At 42.1% G+C, this 16,995-nt stretch carries 16 protein-coding genes; 10 read left to right on the top strand and 6 right to left on the bottom strand.

The genetic code is table 11. The features are described 5' to 3' along the window. Positions 1 to 1,476 precede the first annotated feature (1,476 nt). From ACVBIO_RS01045 to ACVBIO_RS01020, 6 genes are all read right to left on the bottom strand, one after another. Positions 1,477 to 2,025: a GNAT family N-acetyltransferase gene (locus ACVBIO_RS01045; RefSeq protein ID WP_447171792.1), complete on the bottom strand. Its 549-nt coding sequence runs from the start codon at positions 2,023 to 2,025 to the stop codon at positions 1,477 to 1,479. Between the two features lie 52 nt (positions 2,026 to 2,077). Further along, complete coding sequence (locus ACVBIO_RS01040) at positions 2,078 to 2,359, bottom strand: putative quinol monooxygenase (RefSeq protein WP_447171791.1); 282 nt, start codon at positions 2,357 to 2,359, stop codon at positions 2,078 to 2,080. Between the two features lie 561 nt (positions 2,360 to 2,920). Continuing rightward, positions 2,921 to 4,279, bottom strand: coding sequence for a Fic family protein (locus tag ACVBIO_RS01035; RefSeq protein ID WP_447171790.1), 1,359 nt, complete (start codon positions 4,277 to 4,279; stop codon positions 2,921 to 2,923). Positions 4,280 to 5,045: 766 nt separating this feature from the next. Continuing rightward, positions 5,046 to 6,338 carry a tyrosine-type recombinase/integrase gene (locus ACVBIO_RS01030; protein WP_447171789.1) on the bottom strand — a complete coding sequence of 431 codons (1,293 nt, stop codon included), beginning with the start codon at positions 6,336 to 6,338 and terminating at the stop codon, positions 5,046 to 5,048. Positions 6,339 to 6,495: 157 nt separating this feature from the next. Next, positions 6,496 to 6,780, bottom strand: coding sequence for a hypothetical protein (locus tag ACVBIO_RS01025; protein ID WP_447171788.1), 285 nt, complete (start codon positions 6,778 to 6,780; stop codon positions 6,496 to 6,498). Positions 6,781 to 7,050: 270 nt separating this feature from the next. Continuing rightward, a complete protein-coding gene (locus ACVBIO_RS01020) occupies positions 7,051 to 7,515 on the bottom strand; it encodes a hypothetical protein (RefSeq protein ID WP_447171787.1) in 465 nt (154 codons plus the stop codon). Positions 7,516 to 7,774: 259 nt separating this feature from the next. On the opposite strand from ACVBIO_RS01020, the gene ccoN reads away from it, so the two are divergent. The 10 genes from ccoN to uspE all read left to right on the top strand — a co-directional run bounded on the left by ccoN (position 7,775) and on the right by uspE (position 16,949). After that, the gene (gene ccoN / locus ACVBIO_RS01015; protein WP_447159234.1) at positions 7,775 to 9,211 is read left to right on the top strand and encodes a cytochrome-c oxidase, cbb3-type subunit I; all 1,437 of its coding nucleotides are present in this window, start codon (positions 7,775 to 7,777) and stop codon (positions 9,209 to 9,211) included. Between the two features lie 12 nt (positions 9,212 to 9,223). Next, positions 9,224 to 9,838 (top strand): cytochrome-c oxidase, cbb3-type subunit II, encoded by a 615-nt coding sequence (ccoO, locus tag ACVBIO_RS01010; protein WP_447159233.1) that lies wholly within the window; start codon positions 9,224 to 9,226, stop codon positions 9,836 to 9,838. 11 nt (positions 9,839 to 9,849) lie between these two features. Beyond that, positions 9,850 to 10,026, top strand: coding sequence for a cbb3-type cytochrome oxidase subunit 3 (locus ACVBIO_RS01005; RefSeq protein WP_447159232.1), 177 nt, complete (start codon positions 9,850 to 9,852; stop codon positions 10,024 to 10,026). Further along, positions 10,026 to 10,982 carry a cytochrome-c oxidase, cbb3-type subunit III gene (gene ccoP, locus ACVBIO_RS01000; RefSeq protein WP_447159231.1) on the top strand — a complete coding sequence of 319 codons (957 nt, stop codon included), beginning with the start codon at positions 10,026 to 10,028 and terminating at the stop codon, positions 10,980 to 10,982. The genes ACVBIO_RS01005 and ccoP overlap by 1 nt, the downstream gene beginning before the upstream one ends. A gap of 149 nt (positions 10,983 to 11,131) precedes the next feature. Next, entirely contained in the window at positions 11,132 to 11,611 is a 480-nt protein-coding gene (locus ACVBIO_RS00995; RefSeq protein WP_447159230.1) for a FixH family protein, read from the top strand. A gap of 70 nt (positions 11,612 to 11,681) precedes the next feature. Continuing rightward, entirely contained in the window at positions 11,682 to 14,066 is a 2,385-nt protein-coding gene (locus ACVBIO_RS00990) for a heavy metal translocating P-type ATPase (RefSeq protein WP_447171786.1), read from the top strand. Continuing rightward, complete coding sequence (gene ccoS, locus ACVBIO_RS00985) at positions 14,063 to 14,431, top strand: cbb3-type cytochrome oxidase assembly protein CcoS (RefSeq protein ID WP_447171785.1); 369 nt, start codon at positions 14,063 to 14,065, stop codon at positions 14,429 to 14,431. Before ACVBIO_RS00990 ends, ccoS begins: the two co-directional genes overlap by 4 nt. Beyond that, positions 14,424 to 15,116, top strand: coding sequence for a sulfite exporter TauE/SafE family protein (locus ACVBIO_RS00980; RefSeq protein WP_447171784.1), 693 nt, complete (start codon positions 14,424 to 14,426; stop codon positions 15,114 to 15,116). The genes ccoS and ACVBIO_RS00980 overlap by 8 nt, the downstream gene beginning before the upstream one ends. 57 nt (positions 15,117 to 15,173) lie before the next feature. Then, a complete protein-coding gene (gene etrA / locus ACVBIO_RS00975) occupies positions 15,174 to 15,926 on the top strand; it encodes an electron transport transcriptional regulator EtrA (RefSeq protein WP_447159227.1) in 753 nt (250 codons plus the stop codon). A 90-nt stretch (positions 15,927 to 16,016) separates the two neighbouring features. Beyond that, positions 16,017 to 16,949, top strand: a complete 933-nt coding sequence (uspE, locus tag ACVBIO_RS00970) for a universal stress protein UspE (RefSeq protein ID WP_447159226.1) — start codon at positions 16,017 to 16,019, stop codon at positions 16,947 to 16,949. The last annotated feature ends 46 nt before the right edge of the window (positions 16,950 to 16,995 follow it).

Here is a 16,995-nt window from a genome sequence, read left to right as displayed (position 1 = left end):
CAAACTCAATCACGCAGACTCAGTAAACAGCTAAGCAGATTATATTTGCACTTACTATGTGCCACGATGCGTTTGATTTGGTACTTAGCCTAAGCACTTAATCTAAGCGCTTTGCACTGAACACTTGAACAAAATGCTGCGTCTTAGTCCTATAGCTAGAAACCCAGAAAGCTCGCAGCAGATTGAAAATACTCTAAAAACCGCCATTTATTATCGTGCGCTACGTGAAATCTGGCGAGCTGAGCTAGGCAAAACTTTAAAGCAGCCACACAGCGCGCCGTATGATTTTCACTAAAACTGATTGACTATAACTAGCTAGATACCAATAACCAGTTTAGCTAAATCTTAGCCTTAGATTAAGTCCAGTTCTGAAACTGCGGTTCTAATACTAGCTTTGTCTAGCACAGCTAGTTATCAGCACAGTACCAAACAAGCGTTAATCCCGCTAAGTCATATCTAGCTTAATCATAGCAATGTCATAACTCACAATGCCGTAAACTGGAGAGTCTTAATTGGAACCGTTTTGTCTAAACCTAGCTAACCTTGGCTAAATCTCGCCAAATCTTGTTAAGGCTAATACTTAGTTAGTTTCAGGGTTCAGATAAGGTTTGAGTAGACTTGAGATTAGCTGCAGGCTAACTCCAACTTAAGTAACTCAAACTAAACTAGCTCGAACTAAACTAGCTCAAACTAAATAGTAAAAAATCGGTAATCAGAACGCCCGCGAACGCAGCGTCATGCCAAAAAACGAACATAGTACGGATAGCCCAACATTAGTCATTACCTTTATCTGATAGAGTGACGCCATACCTGGCAAGCGATAGACAGTGAAGTAAAGAGTTAAAGCATTAAACAGACAGATAAGAACTTTAAGGATATATAGAGATATAACCCCAAAATCCCCTTTTAAGGCAAATGCCGATAATGTCACTTATCGGCATTAACTGATATCAGAAATCCCAGTTGAATTTACAGTTTAAATCACAGCACAATGCCAGCTTATATAAAGCCAACTTAGATTTTGTGGTTAACAATGTGGTTAGCAATTGGATTAGATACAGAGTTGGTGTGTTGCTAAAACTGAGCAAGTTAGGATGGTAATTTAAGATGATTCTGAGGCATTATCACTGCGCCAATCAAATAATTACCACTTATAATCAGCAGCTTACAAATAAGCGTCAAGCGTTAAATTAACGTCATTTCGAGCAGTTACGAGCTGCAATTATCGTGTCCACGCCCTACTCTTGTCCGGCTAAATAGAAGGTTTAATTGAAGTGTTAATGGTTTGATTTTAACTAAATAAGCTAAGCAGCCAACAAAAACTGTTAATGCTTTTTTTTAGACTGAAATCAGTCATCATCGCGCCCTGCTCGGCTAGAATTTATTGATGCTTGTATTGAGAGCTTGGCGTTGCTCATTCCTCTTCAATAACACAAGATAACACGAGATATTGGCCTGTTCCCTGCTCTATTTTTACTAGCCATGAGCTATAACAGTTGCTCGAGACATAAGAGTATAAGATAGAGACTTACCGTCTATTTTAAACATGTCTTTTATCTCGCCACATTTCTCAAACCCAGTGCTGATATACAGTTTTTGTGCGGAGACATTATTAGAAAGAACCCAAAGATCGATAAACTCAATACCAGTGTTATCAGCAACCCACTCTAGCATTTTTTTGATTAATTGCTTGCCGATCCCCTGTTTACGAACTGAACGATCGACTCCCATACCCAGTAATACTCTATGTTGTGTATGGTTTTCTGCATGACCTCGAATATCGATGTGCCCTACTATCTTTTTGTTTTCATCGAATGCGAGCCAAAGACGTCGCCAACCTGGGTGGTACATTTGCGTGTTAATGCCAGCAGTAAAACGTGCCTTCATTGCTTCATTTAACGTTGATTCTGCTTTAGACATCGGCTGGAAAAGATGAGTATCACCGTCACCATTATCTGACAAATGATCATTTAAGTAGGTGAAGAGCTTCGCTAAATCATTTTGAGTTGCTTGCCTGATTTCCATATCACTCCATTTTATCGCAGCGTTATAGCGCCCTTTTAAAGGCGGATTAAGCTTAGTTAGAACGTTTTATTTGATAGTGCCTTTGAACGTTTTGAGTGACTCTTCCCCATTGAGATGATTTCACTCTAGCTTGATGATTATTAATAGCTGTTTGATCTACAAATTCCTCGTAAACATTAAACTTATTACGATTGGACTCGTCAGGTGTCACACTAAAAGTTAAACACCCAGGCTCTTTTAAGGTGAGGCTTTGGTGCGTGACCAATTCACGACTGACTAGCTCAAGGTCTGGATCAGATACGATGATAAAACCTTGCAAGATAATCTTTGCCAACACTGAACTCCAATAACGTATAAGGCTGAGCAAAATGGCCATGCCTGTAGCATAAACACGCTACCACAATCTGAACCTGAATCTAAACAAGAATCTGAACATAAACATGAGTCTAAACAATAATTGCGAGTAAGTATCGCTAACTACTTTGAAAAACACCGCTAAGCTGAATGTCATACAGCAGCAACAGTAAGCACCAGTTTAGTAAAAATAAAAATGAGTTTTGGAAAATAAGTTTCGGGAAATTAGATTTAGGAAAGGTACAAGCGATTATATAAGCCCTCGATCACACGGCAAACAGCTGGAATACGATTTCTGGCATATACAATCCCCGTAGCAATGAGCCCAACTGCCCGATTAGCGCGAGTCACGATGGGCCTTGGCTATTTATAGAGGCTTTTAAGCATGTAGAAGTCCTCAAGGGAGAGTTAACGCTTATGGCGCCAGCTTTTTTGAAATAGATGACGCTTCACAGCGTTATCTTTATCTCAGGACTGTAGGTATACGTGAATTTGGGGCACAAAAAAACCGTACCCGTTAACGGGTACGGTTTCTACTTTACTACTTAACTTTAACCCAATTTTCCTTAATATAATCCTTGCTATACATTGAGAAATACCACTGTTTGCCCATTTTAACTTTTTTAAATAATTTTAAATCAACCAAACCATTTAATGCTGAAGCTGCAGTATTGTATGAGCAACCTAAATTATCTTTTACATTACTTGTAGTGAAATTTTTCGCATAGCCACTTTTTGCTATTTGAAAAACAACTCTTTGTTTATCATTTAGTTTTCTATATAAACCTGAATGAATTAGCCAAGTGTTGAACTCTTCAATACCTTTCACAGATTTTTCGTACGCATCGACAAACTGATTAATAGCTCTTATAACAATTGAGCATTGGTAATCAATAAAATACGTTAAATCCATCTCATCCGTTTCAGTATATAAATAACTTTTCCCGTACTGAACTGGAGCAGCTTTTAAAAGGGTACTAATAGCTATATACCTAAAAGCTGCAAAGTCATGCTTAAACATATACCAATAAAACAAAGATCTTGCTACACGCCCATTCCCATCGTGAAATGGGTGCTCGTAACCTATTGCAAAATGTAAAGCAGACGCTTTTACTAAAGGATGAACAAATGTTTTATTATCAGCATCGTGATGACATTTGTTAGCCCAAATGAATAGTTTTTCTAAACGTGCAATCAAACCATTTGCATCTGGTAGAGTATGTATAATATTTCCTTCACCATCAGCAACTACAACTTCAGATTCACTATCTCTCAGCTTGCCCGGAAAATACTTTTTATCATCTATCCCTTCAACTCCAATCTTATGAAGCTCAAGGAATAAATCTAGTGTCAGGTCTTTTTTCCTATTTTCCCAAGCAAATTTCATCATAGTAAAGTTCCCGATAATCATTTTTTCATCAGGAGTGCGAGGTTTTCTTTGTGACTTTAACAGATCTTTAGCAGCCTTAGTCGTAGTTGCAGCTCCTTCGAGCTGACTACTGCTAATAGCTTCATCTTCTACGAGATCATTAAAGAGATATTCAAAGTGCTTATCTTCGCCAATATTACTACTCATCCACTCTAAAGATGCATTTGTAGTGCAACGATCTGTCAAGGAGATTGCTCGTTGTATACCTGCAGTTAAGAAAAAACGACAACGCTCACTATTTCCAACTGTAAGCAGGTGATTTGATTGTCTTCTCCTTGCCATTTTAGTGAAATGCCAGCAAGTATTTATGTCTAACCCTTTATCGCACCGATATTGAAAATCGTCATAATGTAGATACCGCCCTTTGTCATCAACTGGCGTGTTGTATTTCATATGAGCTTCCATCTGCACTGGAGACATTTCTTGAAGCGCTTTTGAAATAGAAATATGTTTAGGAGGCTTTGAAATCATATTCAACTCATTTTTTACCGTAATTGAGTTGAATATAGCTTAACTAAATTTTTTTATCTCAATTTTTACTAAAATTGAGATAAAAAACTTAAGTTATTTAGTAAAACCTACTTTACCGCCTTAGATTTCCCTTTGTTACCTTACCCGTCACATCATCCTGCTCAACAAAATCTAGTGGCTTGGGTCCTGTCACTTCTGACAAATGTACTTCTAGTTCTTTGGCTACCATCTTGCGTTATCCTTAGCCTTTAACACGTTTGAGTCGCCCTGTTCTAAATATGGCCGCGTTAACTCTTAACTGATCGCTGTTAACAAATAGCGATAGCGGTTTTGTCAGACTCGGCTGGGCGTTGAGTTAAGGCAAAAATAGGTGATAGCCCACGAGCGCGGCCTTTTGCGGATAAGTTGCCCCCACCAATGCGGGCTTTACTGGGGCTGGTTACATCGGCGGTTTGTTCTGCGAATACGGCGGCATTACAACATTAGCTGAAGGGATAAAAGCGAATGCAAAGCGCGTCCAAAACTCAAACATGGCTTTGCCGAATGATAAGTTTTAACGACACTTTTACCTTAAGGGATATGTTTAAATGAGCTTATAAGCCGTGTATCGCAGGGATGCGATAAGCGAGCCTCCATGGAAGGAACCTCGGCGTGCTTATACGCCATTAAACATAGCCTGCAGCATAACTTTCATTCGTTTTATTTCAGGCAAAGCCTAATTGATGAAAACCACCTACTGATTTTGGCTTAGGTGGCTACTGCTCTCTTACTCAATCCCCTGCAGATAATCTAACGGTTTATTCTGGGCACTTTCGTGACGTTCTATCTGGGTGGTGTGCAGATATTGCGAAGTGGTATCGATACTCTCGTGGCCTGCATCGGCTTGTACGTGTGACAATGGCCGGCCATTAATATTGATGTCGTGAGTAATGCCTGTGTGACGAATATTGTGGATACTTAAGCCACGCATCTGTAGTGCATCTTCAATAAAGCCATCAGTTTCGATGCTAATCGCTGCCAGTTCGAAGATCTTATCGACTTCTTCTCGAATTTGGCGTATTCCGAGGTTGGCATTTAAATTGCCAACTTCGCGCCCTCGCCCAGCGGCTTTTTGACGTACGATTAATGGATGCTGCTCAGTAGCAGAGGGATAATCTGACAGCTTTAGGTAACGTCGATAATCCACTAAGGCAGCTAATAATGCTTTAGATATCGCCACGCTTCGACTCTTGCCACCTTTACTCTTAGGGATATGAAAACTCCAGATCCCAGAATGACGGTTTTGTTTAAACTGGCTCATCACCGGTGAGTAACCCGCCCTGGCAGAGACTTCTGATACGCGCAGATAACAGGAGTAGATAAGTTTTATGAGAAACAAACTACGTTGGTGTAATTCAGGCTGTGCTTTGGCCAGTTTCTCAACCGTGGACATAATGTATGACCACTGCAACTCGGTAAATGCCAACTGATTATCGTCGTCAGTGTTGAGGCGGTATTTTCGGCTAGATGAAAAGCGGCTCTTATTGAGCCACATCTGTGCGGGATTTCGCTCACAATAGTCCTCCCCCATTAAGTAGGTATAAAAGCTAGATAGAATGGCTATCTTTGTTTTGAGTGCGCTATCACTGAGGACATAGGGTTTTATCTGGCCATCGACCTTGCAGCCTCTAAAAGGAAGCCAGCTTGGATTGGGCGTTCTTATGTCGCTGGTTTTATCTTGTTTAAATTGGGCGACATTAAAGTAGCCAATAAGGTCTAACGGCGGGTGCTTGCAATAGTCGACATAGAGTCCGATCTCTTTGCGCCCTATTGCACTAACGTTCAGTTTAATCACATCAAAACACCAATGTAAAAATGTCGTCAGTTCGCTTCTATAAGCTTTATAGTTGTTTTCATTGTACTTTTGCTCAAACAACCAATCGGTAGCTAACTCGTAGGCGAGCCCTGCTTCATCGAGTGAACTCAAGCTAAGTTGAGTGATGCGTTGATTGACAACGGGATTACCCTGTTGAATAAAATCGATGGAATCAAAAAATGGGATAACCGGGGGTAATTGCATAAATAGAGCCAGTAACAATCCGTATATCACTATCTTAATCAGTAAGATGAAGAAACGATATGGTTATTTAGGGTTTAACCGGCTTAAATGGGCGTATCGCTTAACAAGCGATCAATGTGTGCATGCTTAAGGTTTCTATCACTGCTTATGTCACAACTTATGTAACAGTTTGCGACATTAAGATCAGCTCAGAGCTTAGTACATCAATTTTTTGTACATTAGGGCTTTCGGCAATAGCGCATTGATTTTTACAATGCTCTTGGCACTGCTTGTCGCAGTGAATGCGTTTCTCACAGCTCCATAAACAAAGTTGCCAAACCGCTTTTTTGGTGTCGCTATCGAGGCATTTGAAATCTGCGGCGCATAGTACGCCTTGCTGGATAAGCTTAGCTATTTTGTCTTCAGATATACTGATATTTAACTGTCTGGTTGGAGTGGTCATGATGAAACCTCCCAATGCGATTCATTTAAAAACAATATACCCACATGAGAATGATTATCAACAACTGTTTTGTGAATGCGTGATAACTGAGCATTGTTTAACCTAAACCCAAAGCTTGGTGTGCTTAATCTGTGCTTGAGTGTTTACTATTAATAAACAGGCCGAAACGATGAATAAACAGCACACTATTAATAAACAGCACACTATCAATAAGCCGTGCACTCTTAATAAGCAGTGCACTAAAAATTACCCTGATAATCTTGTTCAGGTCTACTCGGTGCTATCGGCCAAAAAGTCAAAAGTGGTAAATAACTCTACGCCATTGTGCTCAAAACTGACTACTGCACTCCAAACCATATAGCCACTACTACACGAACCGTATATTAGTGGTGCGTTATAGTCATTTTCTCCCATTTGGGTCAAATTTACCGGAATAATGCCCATAAACATGTCTCTACCCTGTAATTTAACCTTAACATTACTTAAGGGTTTCGAGGTATGCAGTGCCATCTGTATAGGCTGCTCACTCGGCGCCTGCCAAGGGTTAAGGCTTAACTCGATGTCAACATCGGCAACCGTTTTGATGCATGGACCCATTTCAAAACTGCAAAGACTTATATCTACAGGAGTTGACGGTGTAACATCTTGGGTTTTTGGCTCACACCCCAGTAAAAATGCGACCGGGATGAGGCTGTATAGAATTGTTAATAGTGTTGATTTGTGAGTGACTTGCACGTTATTTAACCTTTACATCATTTGTTTTAACATTCTATTGAGTACCTTGATCTAGATCAACTTATCTGGAGGGGTAATTCCTATCTTTTTTGATATAGCTCAAGTATCATTGCTTTGCCTTGCGTTACTTCATGAAATGTAAGGTTACACATTGACACATAACCTATGTTTCCGTTAGGTAGCATGGTTTTTGTCATATATACGGGTAGAGCTTTACTCTACACAACAATAAGTATAAGTAATAAGCAGTGGAAGCAATATGATGAACCATTCCCAGCCTCAAGGCGCTGATTACAACTACACTGTCGTCCGTCAATTTGCCCTAACTACCGTGTTATGGGGAATTGTTGGTATGTCAGTAGGTGTATTAATTGCAGCTCAGTTGATCTGGCCGCAGCTAAACTTCGAAACGTCATGGTTAACGTATAGTCGTCTACGACCACTACATACGAATGCCGTGATTTTTGCGTTTGGCACTTCAGCCCTTTTCGCCACATCCTATTATATCGTTCAACGCACCTGTCAAACTCGACTATTTGCACCTAAGTTAGCTGCATTTACGTTCTGGGGTTGGCAAGCCATCATTCTTTCAGCAGCCATTAGTTTGCCGCTTGGTATTACCAGTGGTAAAGAATACGCTGAATTAGAATGGCCAATTGATATCGCAATTACCGTCGTATGGGTTTCCTATGCTGTGGTTTTCTTCGGTACGATCATTAAACGAACAACGTCCCACATTTATGTGGCGAACTGGTTCTTTGGTGCCTTTATTATCACAGTAGCAGTACTTCACATAGTTAACTCTATGGCTGTACCGTTAACGATGACTAAGTCTTACTCACTCTATAGTGGTGCAGTAGATGCGATGGTCCAGTGGTGGTATGGTCACAACGCGGTGGGCTTCCTGCTAACTGCAGGCTTCCTAGGTATGATGTACTACTTCGTTCCTAAGCAAGCTGGCCGACCAGTTTACTCGTACCGTCTATCTATCGTTCACTTCTGGGCATTGATTGCTTTGTATATCTGGGCTGGTCCTCACCACCTACACTATACAGCGCTTCCAGACTGGACACAGTCACTTGGTATGGTGATGTCTCTAATCCTATTCGCTCCGTCTTGGGGTGGTATGATTAACGGTATCATGACTTTATCTGGTGCCTGGCACAAACTTCGTACTGACCCAATCTTGCGTTTCCTTGTTGTTTCATTGTCTTTCTATGGTATGTCTACCTTCGAAGGCCCAATGATGGCAATTAAGACGGTTAACGCACTTTCTCATTACACTGACTGGACTGTTGGACACGTTCACTCTGGTGCATTGGGCTGGGTTGCTATGGTTTCAATCGGTTCTTTGTATCACTTGATCCCAGTTCTGTTTGGCCACGGCCGTATGTACAGCACAAGCCTAATTAACGTTCACTTCTGGTTGGCAACAATCGGTACTGTTCTTTATATCGTTTCAATGTGGATCTCTGGTGTGATGCAGGGTCTAATGTGGCGCGCAGTTAACTCTGACGGTACATTGACTTATAGCTTTGTTGAAAGCTTAGAAGCCTCTTACCCGTTCTACTTTGTACGTTTCCTAGGTGGTGTATTCTTCCTTACAGGTATGTTCATAATGGCATACAACGTACTGCGTACTGTTAAGGCCCCTAAAGATTCTTTGCCAGCAATTGCTGAAGCAAAAGCAGCTTAAGGAGTAGATACGATGAAATTTAATCATGAGCTAGTTGAGAAAAACATCGGTCTATTAGGGATCTTTACTGTTATCGCAATCAGCTTTGGTAGCTTGGTTGAGATTACACCCCTACTGTTCCAAGAAGATACAACTGAGCCATTAGAAGGTCAGATCCCTTATACGGCAATGCAGATTGAAGGCCGTGACATCTATGTTCGTGAGGGCTGTTATGGCTGTCACAGCCAGATGATCCGTCCTCTTCGCGCAGAAACTGAACGTTATGGCCACTACTCTGTAGCTGGCGAGTCAGTTTGGGATCACCCATTCCAGTGGGGCTCTAAGCGTACAGGTCCAGATTTAGCCCGTGTTGGCGGTCGTTACAGTGACAAATGGCATGAGGTTCACTTAATTGATCCTCGCGCTGTTGTACCTCAGTCAAATATGCCTGCGTACCCTTGGTTAGCAGAAAACATCCTTACTGGTGATTTGACCGGTGAGAAGATGGAAATCCTGCAAAACTTTCACCCAACTCATAAGTTGTATACAGCTGAAGAGATTGCTGGCGCTAAAGACGCTGTGAAAGGTAAGACTGAGCTGGACGCATTGATCGCATATCTGCAATCACTTGGCCACGCGCTTAAATAAGGAGGCAAAATATGGATTACGGCACATTACGTGGAATTATTACTATCGTTGTAATGGTGACCTTCATCGGTATATTTGCCTGGGCATATAGCGCTAGTCGTAAGAAACAATTCGACGATGCAGCTAACCTAGTTTTCTCAGATGATGAGAAAATCTCGGTATCGAAGGACTCAGGAGAACAAAAGTGATGAGTAACTTCTGGAGTGTATGGATTATCGTACTCACCGTTGTGGTAATCATTGGTTGTATTGTTCTACTTCGTGCTTGTTCTAAGAACGACACGGGCGTAGAAGAAGGCGAATCAATGGGTCACAGCTTCGACGGTATTGAAGAACTAAACAACCCACTACCTAAGTGGTGGAGTTATATGTTCTACATTACCATCGTATTCAGTGTTATCTATTTGGCACTGTACCCAGGACTTGGTAGTTTCAAAGGCTTATTAGGTTGGACAAGTGCTAACCAAAGCGTTCGTACTATTGAAGAGTCAAAGCAAGCTGTTATTGACGCTCAAAATGAAGGGCGTTGGGTACAGTATGACCAAGAAGTTAAGCACGCAGACGAAAAGTTTGGTCCTATCTTCAAGGCATATGCTGATACGCCATTGGAAGAGTTAGTTAAGAATGAAGAAGCCCTAAAAGTGGGTGGACGTCTATTCTTACAAAACTGTGCAATGTGTCATGGTAGTGACGCGCGTGGTAGCAAAGGCTTCCCTAACCTAACCGACAACGCTTGGTTATATGGTGGTGAGCTGGCAACGATTAAGACCTCAATCATGAACGGTCGTCACGGTATGATGCCGCCAAAAGGTGGTTTACCGATTGAAGACAGTGAGATTACCGGTCTAGCTGAATACGTTGTAAGCCTATCTGGTCGTGAGCACGATGCAGCACTTGCAGCTCAAGGACAGGGTTCATTTATGAAAGGCTGTTTTGCCTGTCATGGTATGGACGGCACCGGTAACAAGTTTATGGGTGCACCTAACCTAACTGACAATGCGTGGGTCTACGGCGGAAGTCGTGGCGCTATCGAGCAGTCAATTCAGAACGGTCGTACAGGTGTTATGCCTGCATGGAAAGATGTATTAGGTGAAGAAAAAGTTCACGTAATCACAGCTTACGTTTACAGCTTGTCAAACAAGTAATTACACCAGAGCAACATCTAGTGTGCTAATAAGGCCTCGTCACCAACGAGGCCTTTTTTTTAAGTGCTAAATCACAGTTTTTTGGGTAAAATATGCGTTCTTTTTTCCCAGCATTTAACAACTATTCTAATAAATAAAGGCGGTAAATAATGTCGACTCCACAACCCTGGTATAAACAGTTCTGGCCTTGGTTTCTTATCATACTGCCATTATGTGCCGTGGTCGCAAGTATCAATTTATTTTGGGTTGCTTTTAACAACCAAGACCCATTGGTTACCGAAGAATACTATAAAGAAGGTAAAGGCATTAATATTGACCTTCGAAAGATAAAGCATGCTAAGCAGCTTGGCATGAACTACATGCTAGAGTTTGATGACAAATACGTTGAGCTCTCTCAACAAGGTGGCGATACCTATCTTGCAGGCTTAAGCATTAGCTTTTATCACCCGACTCTTGAAGAACGAGATTTCTCGCAAATTGTCACCGCTGATGCCAATGGCGTATATCGAATTGATTTAACGCAGAGTATTGAAGGCCCTTGGGACGTCAGAATTGAAGGTTATGATCAAACTTGGCGTATACAGCAACGCGTAACGCTAAAAGATGATCAACAGTACTGGTTAAACTAATTAGTTTATGCCCTAACCCGTTCGCATCTGCAGCGGGTTTTTCAAATACTTACAAAAAGAATAACATCCCATGAGTCAAACAAGCTGCTTTCATTGTAGCGAACCCGTTTTAACTGGTCAGCAATTCACAACCACCATTAACGAAGTGGAGCAGCTCATGTGTTGCCCAGGTTGCCAAGCAGTGTCGCAAGCGATTATCGATGCTGGACTGACCAATTACTATAAGTTCCGTACAGAGCCTGGTAATAAGCAAACTGCGTTGGTGCCTGAAGAGTTATCAAATTTCAGTGCTTATGACTTACCAGAAGTGCAGCAAGACTTTATTCAACAAAGAGATGCGTTAAATGAAGTCTCGTTAACGGTTGATGGGATCACTTGCGCTGCTTGTGCTTGGCTGATTGAACATAAGATTAATAAGCTTAATGGCATCGCTAACATTCAAGTTAACTCAACCACGCAGCGTGCTTTGATCGCGTGGGACAGTGACAAAATCAAACTCAGCGAAATTCTCAATCAAATTAGCCATATTGGCTACCAAGCAGCGCCGTTTCAAGTCGACGAACAAGAAACTAAAAGTAAGAAAGACAGTCGTAAATTTTTATTAAGACTCGGCCTTGCAGGTTTCGCGACCATGCAGGTGATGATGTTCGCCCTCGCCCTTTATTCCGGCTATTTTAGCGATCTTGATACCGAGTACCGAGACTACTTTCGTTGGGTGAGCATGTTATTTGCCGCCCCTGTTGTTTTTTATTCTGCTCAACCATTTTACTTTAGTGCTGTGCGCTCGTTGCTGATGGGCAGATTAAACATGGACGTCTCTGTGAGTATCGCCATTTGCGGCGCTTATATCGCAAGCTGTATTGAAACCATCAATGGTACTGGCGAAGTGTACTTTGAGTCGGTATCCATGTTTACCTTCTTCTTGTTGCTGGGCCGCTTCTTTGAGCAAAATGCCCGTCAAAAAGCCTCTGTGAGTTCCAGCAACCTCCATAAGCTTGTACCGTTAACCGCACAATTAAAAACTGACGAAGGTTTTGATGAAGTCCCCGCTAAACGGCTGGTTATTGGCGATATCATTTTAGTTAAGCCGGGTGACGTTATTGCTGCTGACGGTGTTGTTGTTGAAGGTGAGTCTGCGGTAAATGAAGCCATGTTAACGGGTGAGCAGATGCCATTACATAAAGCGCTTGAGTCAGAGGTGTTTGCCGGTACCATTAACATTGAGCAGCCAATATTAGTTAGAGTGACTGCGCTTGGGCAAGATCAGTTAGTTGCTGAAATTATTCGTCTGCAAGAGATAGCATCTAACAATAAGCCCAAAGTCGCCTTATACGCCGACAGGTTCTCAAATTACTTTACTGCGGCTATTTTACTGATTGCCACATTGACCTATCTGTTTTGGTATTTCTATTCACCGGAAGACGTTTTTTGGGTGACGCTGTCAGTATTAGTAGCAACCTGCCCTTGCGCCCTTGCTTTAGCAACGCCAACCGCTGTGACCTGTGGTACAGCGATTATGACCCGTCTTGGGATCATTACCCGTCGCTCTGGTATATTTGAAAAATTGCCTAAAATCCAACATGTTGTTTTTGATAAAACCGGTACCCTTACCTTAGGTTCATTGTCGATTAGTGATGTGGAGCTAACCGGCGATATATCAAAGGCCGAAGCACTTGGTTACATTGCGGCATTAGAATCTGGCTCCTTGCACCCTATTGCCAAAGCGTTTACAGCTCATATCGATAAGTCTATTAGCGTGACACAAAGACTAAGTGTGGTTGGTAATGGTCTGTCAGGAGTGATAAATGGCCAGGCGTTTAAAGTGGGCAGTCAGCAATTTGTTAATGGCACCGATACTATAGAGAGTGCGACAACGGTTTGGTTAAGTTGTGATGGCGTTATTCAAGCTAAGGTCACGTTAAATGATGAAGTTAGACCTGATACCGCTAAAGCCGTGGCACAACTTAAACAGATGGGCTGCAAACTGAGTATCGCAAGTGGCGACAACTCGACTGAAGTAACAGCATTAGGTAAAAGACTCGGCATTGATGATGTGCACAAAGGGCTTTCACCCAAAGGTAAGCTGGCATTAATTGACAAATTTCAGCAGCAAGGGCAAGTGGCCATGTTTGGTGATGGTATTAACGATGCGCCTGTACTTGCTGGCGCGAACTTATCTATTGCGATGGGCAGTGGCGCTGCGATTTCTAAAAACAGTGCAGATATTATCTTGTTGGGTGATAACCTTTCACGCTTTGCCGATGCGGTCCAAGTGGCCAAATCTACCGGGCGGATCATCAAACAGAATTTATTCTGGGCGCTTGGATACAACCTGTTTATAATTCCGTTGGCCGTAACCGGTCACGTCGCTCCATACATTGCAGCAATAGGCATGTCCGCCAGTTCACTCATTGTTGTCAGTAATAGCCTAAGACTACTTAAGGTTCGTTTATGAGTATTATCTATGTCCTAATCCCAATTGCCATGCTTTTTGTTTTGGTTGCCGTTGGGATCTTCTTTTGGGCTGTAAAGTCTGATCAGTTTGATGATCTTGAAAAGCAAAGCGTATCGATACTCTTTGAAGACGACAAAGCGCAAAGTGACAATGCTAGCCAGCACAATACGTCAAGCAACCTGTCTGCTCCCCTGGCTAATACAACTGACCTCAAAACGTCTAGTTCACAGGCTGAAAATATACAGCTTGTTGAAACAAACGCTGCCGCTCCCCAGGGCACCGAATCCTCCTCAGTAGCAACTAGTGCGAAAACCGATACAGCTCAACAAGAGGCTACTAAACAAAAGAGCGCTAAAAGTGAATGACTATAGCTTAATTGGCGCATTACTTGTGGGAATCATGGGCGCCGGTCATTGCATTGGTATGTGCGGTGGGCTAGTTGGCGCACTATCTACAAACCTGCCTAAGCAACAAACGGGCAATAAGCTCGTTGCGCAGTTGGGTTACCTGTTAAGTTACAACAGTGGCCGGATAATTAGCTACACAATAGCAGGCGCATTAGTCGGTGCCAGCACCAGTGCATTAGGCTTGTTATTTGATGTTGACACCTATTTGCTGGTACTAAGACTATTTGCTGGCTTTATGATGATTATCACCGGCCTCTACATTGCTCAAATTTGGGCCGGCATCGTGCAGATAGAACGCCTCGGAAAATGGCTGTGGCAGTACATCTCGCCTATTGCTAACAAATTTATTCCAATCAAAAACAAGCGACATGCATTTATCGCCGGAAGCCTATGGGGATGGTTACCCTGTGGTTTAGTCTACAGCATGTTAACTTGGTCGGTTGCAGCAGGAAATGCCCTAGACGGCGCCTTAATTATGTTTGCTTTTGGTATAGGTACGTTACCCGCCCTGCTAAGTGCAGGTATTGCGGCAAGTACATTTAGCCGTTGGGTACAGAAAAGAGCCGTACGCATTATCAGCGGGATCGCTTTGGTGGGGTTCGGATTGCAGACCTTGTACATTGCTATCGCCCAGCTTCGCTAGCTCCTAATATCAAATTAGTTTAACATAGTAGATGAATAGTCAAAATTGAGAGAGACAATGCCAACAGATAACAACAAAAATCGTCGCCAAATGGCTTCTGGATGTGCGATTCATTGTCATGATTGCAGCATGGGTACGCTATGTATTCCGTTTACACTAAACTCGACTGAGTTAGATCAACTTGACGAAATTATTGAGCGCAAGAAGCCGATTCAAAAAGGTGAGCCAATTTTTAAATCAGGTGATCCATTAAAGTCTTTATTTGCTATTCGCTCTGGCACAATTAAAAGTTATACCATCACCGAACAAGGCGATGAACAGATCACGGGCTTTCATCTAGCGGGTGACGTTATCGGTTTTGACGGAATTCATTCACAATTTCATCAAAGCTTTGCTCAAGCGCTTGAAACGTCGATGGTGTGTGAAATCCCCTACACGACCCTCGATGAACTTACAGGTAAAATGCCTAAGCTTAGACAGCAGATCATGCGCTTAATGAGTAACGAAATTCAAAGCGATCAAGAGATGATTTTATTACTGAGCAAAAAGAATGCAGAAGAACGACTCGCAGCTTTTATCAGTAACTTAGCTAAACGATTTGGCAGCCGAGGGTTCTCACCAAGAGAGTTTAGATTAACCATGACTCGCGGTGATATTGGTAACTATCTAGGGTTAACCGTTGAAACCATCAGCCGTCTGCTTGGCCGCTTTCAGAAAGCAGAACTAATTGAAGTTAAAGGTAAATATATTACAATACTTGATATAGATGCCTTGAGCGAACTATCTGGTAACAGTAATATTGCAAGGTAGAACTTTTAGGTTATCACTTGATCTAGAACAATACGAAATCATCCTATTGATGCAAGATAAAACTAGACGATATTAGATAAGGAAAAAGTTATGATGGACTATAAAAAACTCCTTGTAGTTGTCGACCCTACGACAGATAAACAGACGGCTCTAGCCAGAGCAGTTGAACTTGCTTGTGATAATCAAGCCGTAATAACTGTATTTTTATCCATTTTTGACTTTTCTTATGAAATGACCTCTATTCTTTCAGGTCAAGAGCGAGAGTCAATGCGTGAAGGCGTGGTTAATCAACGCAAAGCGTGGCTTGAAGATGTGGTTAAACCCTATCGTAAAGACGGTTTAACCATAAATTTAGATGTTATTTGGCACAACCGCCCGTTCGAAAGCATCATTAAACACGCTATTGATGGTGAGTATGATCTTATTGTCAAAGGTACCCATGAACATGACAAGTTAAAATCAGTCATTTTCACCCCGACAGATTGGCACTTGTTGCGTAAAGCCCCGATTCCAGTGCTACTTGTAAAAACGCATGATTGGCCTGTAGCGGGTAAAATTATTTGTGCGGTTAATGTCAGCTCTGAAGAAGATGCTAACGAATCACTCAATGGTAAGATTATCTCTCACGCGAAAAAGCTCGCTCAGCAGTTTAGCGCTCAAGTGCATTTAGTTAATGGTTATCCTGGCACCCCCGTTAACTTGGCTATCGAACTCCCCGACTTTGATGCTCATACCTATAGTGAAACCATAAAGTTACAGCATGAGGAACGCATCAGTTACCTTGCTAATGCTTATGGGATCTCACCCGATTTTTGCCACGTTAAAGAAGGTCTCCCAGAAGATGTTATCCCTGACATGGCAGCCTCTTTAGATGCAGAACTTGTGATATTAGGTACCGTTGGCCGAACTGGACTTTCAGCAGCCTTAATCGGTAATACTGCAGAGCATGTTATTGATAGCATCAACTGCGATCTACTTGCGATAAAGCCTGATGGTTATAAATCACCATTAGAAGAGGTATAACCGCTTTCTAAGCTTTACCAAAAGCCTTTAAGCTGGAATAATACGC

This window comes from Shewanella sp. 0m-8 (assembly GCF_052977265.1).
The sequence above is the reverse complement of the archived record's forward strand: the minus strand, read 5'-3'. Positions and strand labels throughout refer to the sequence as shown.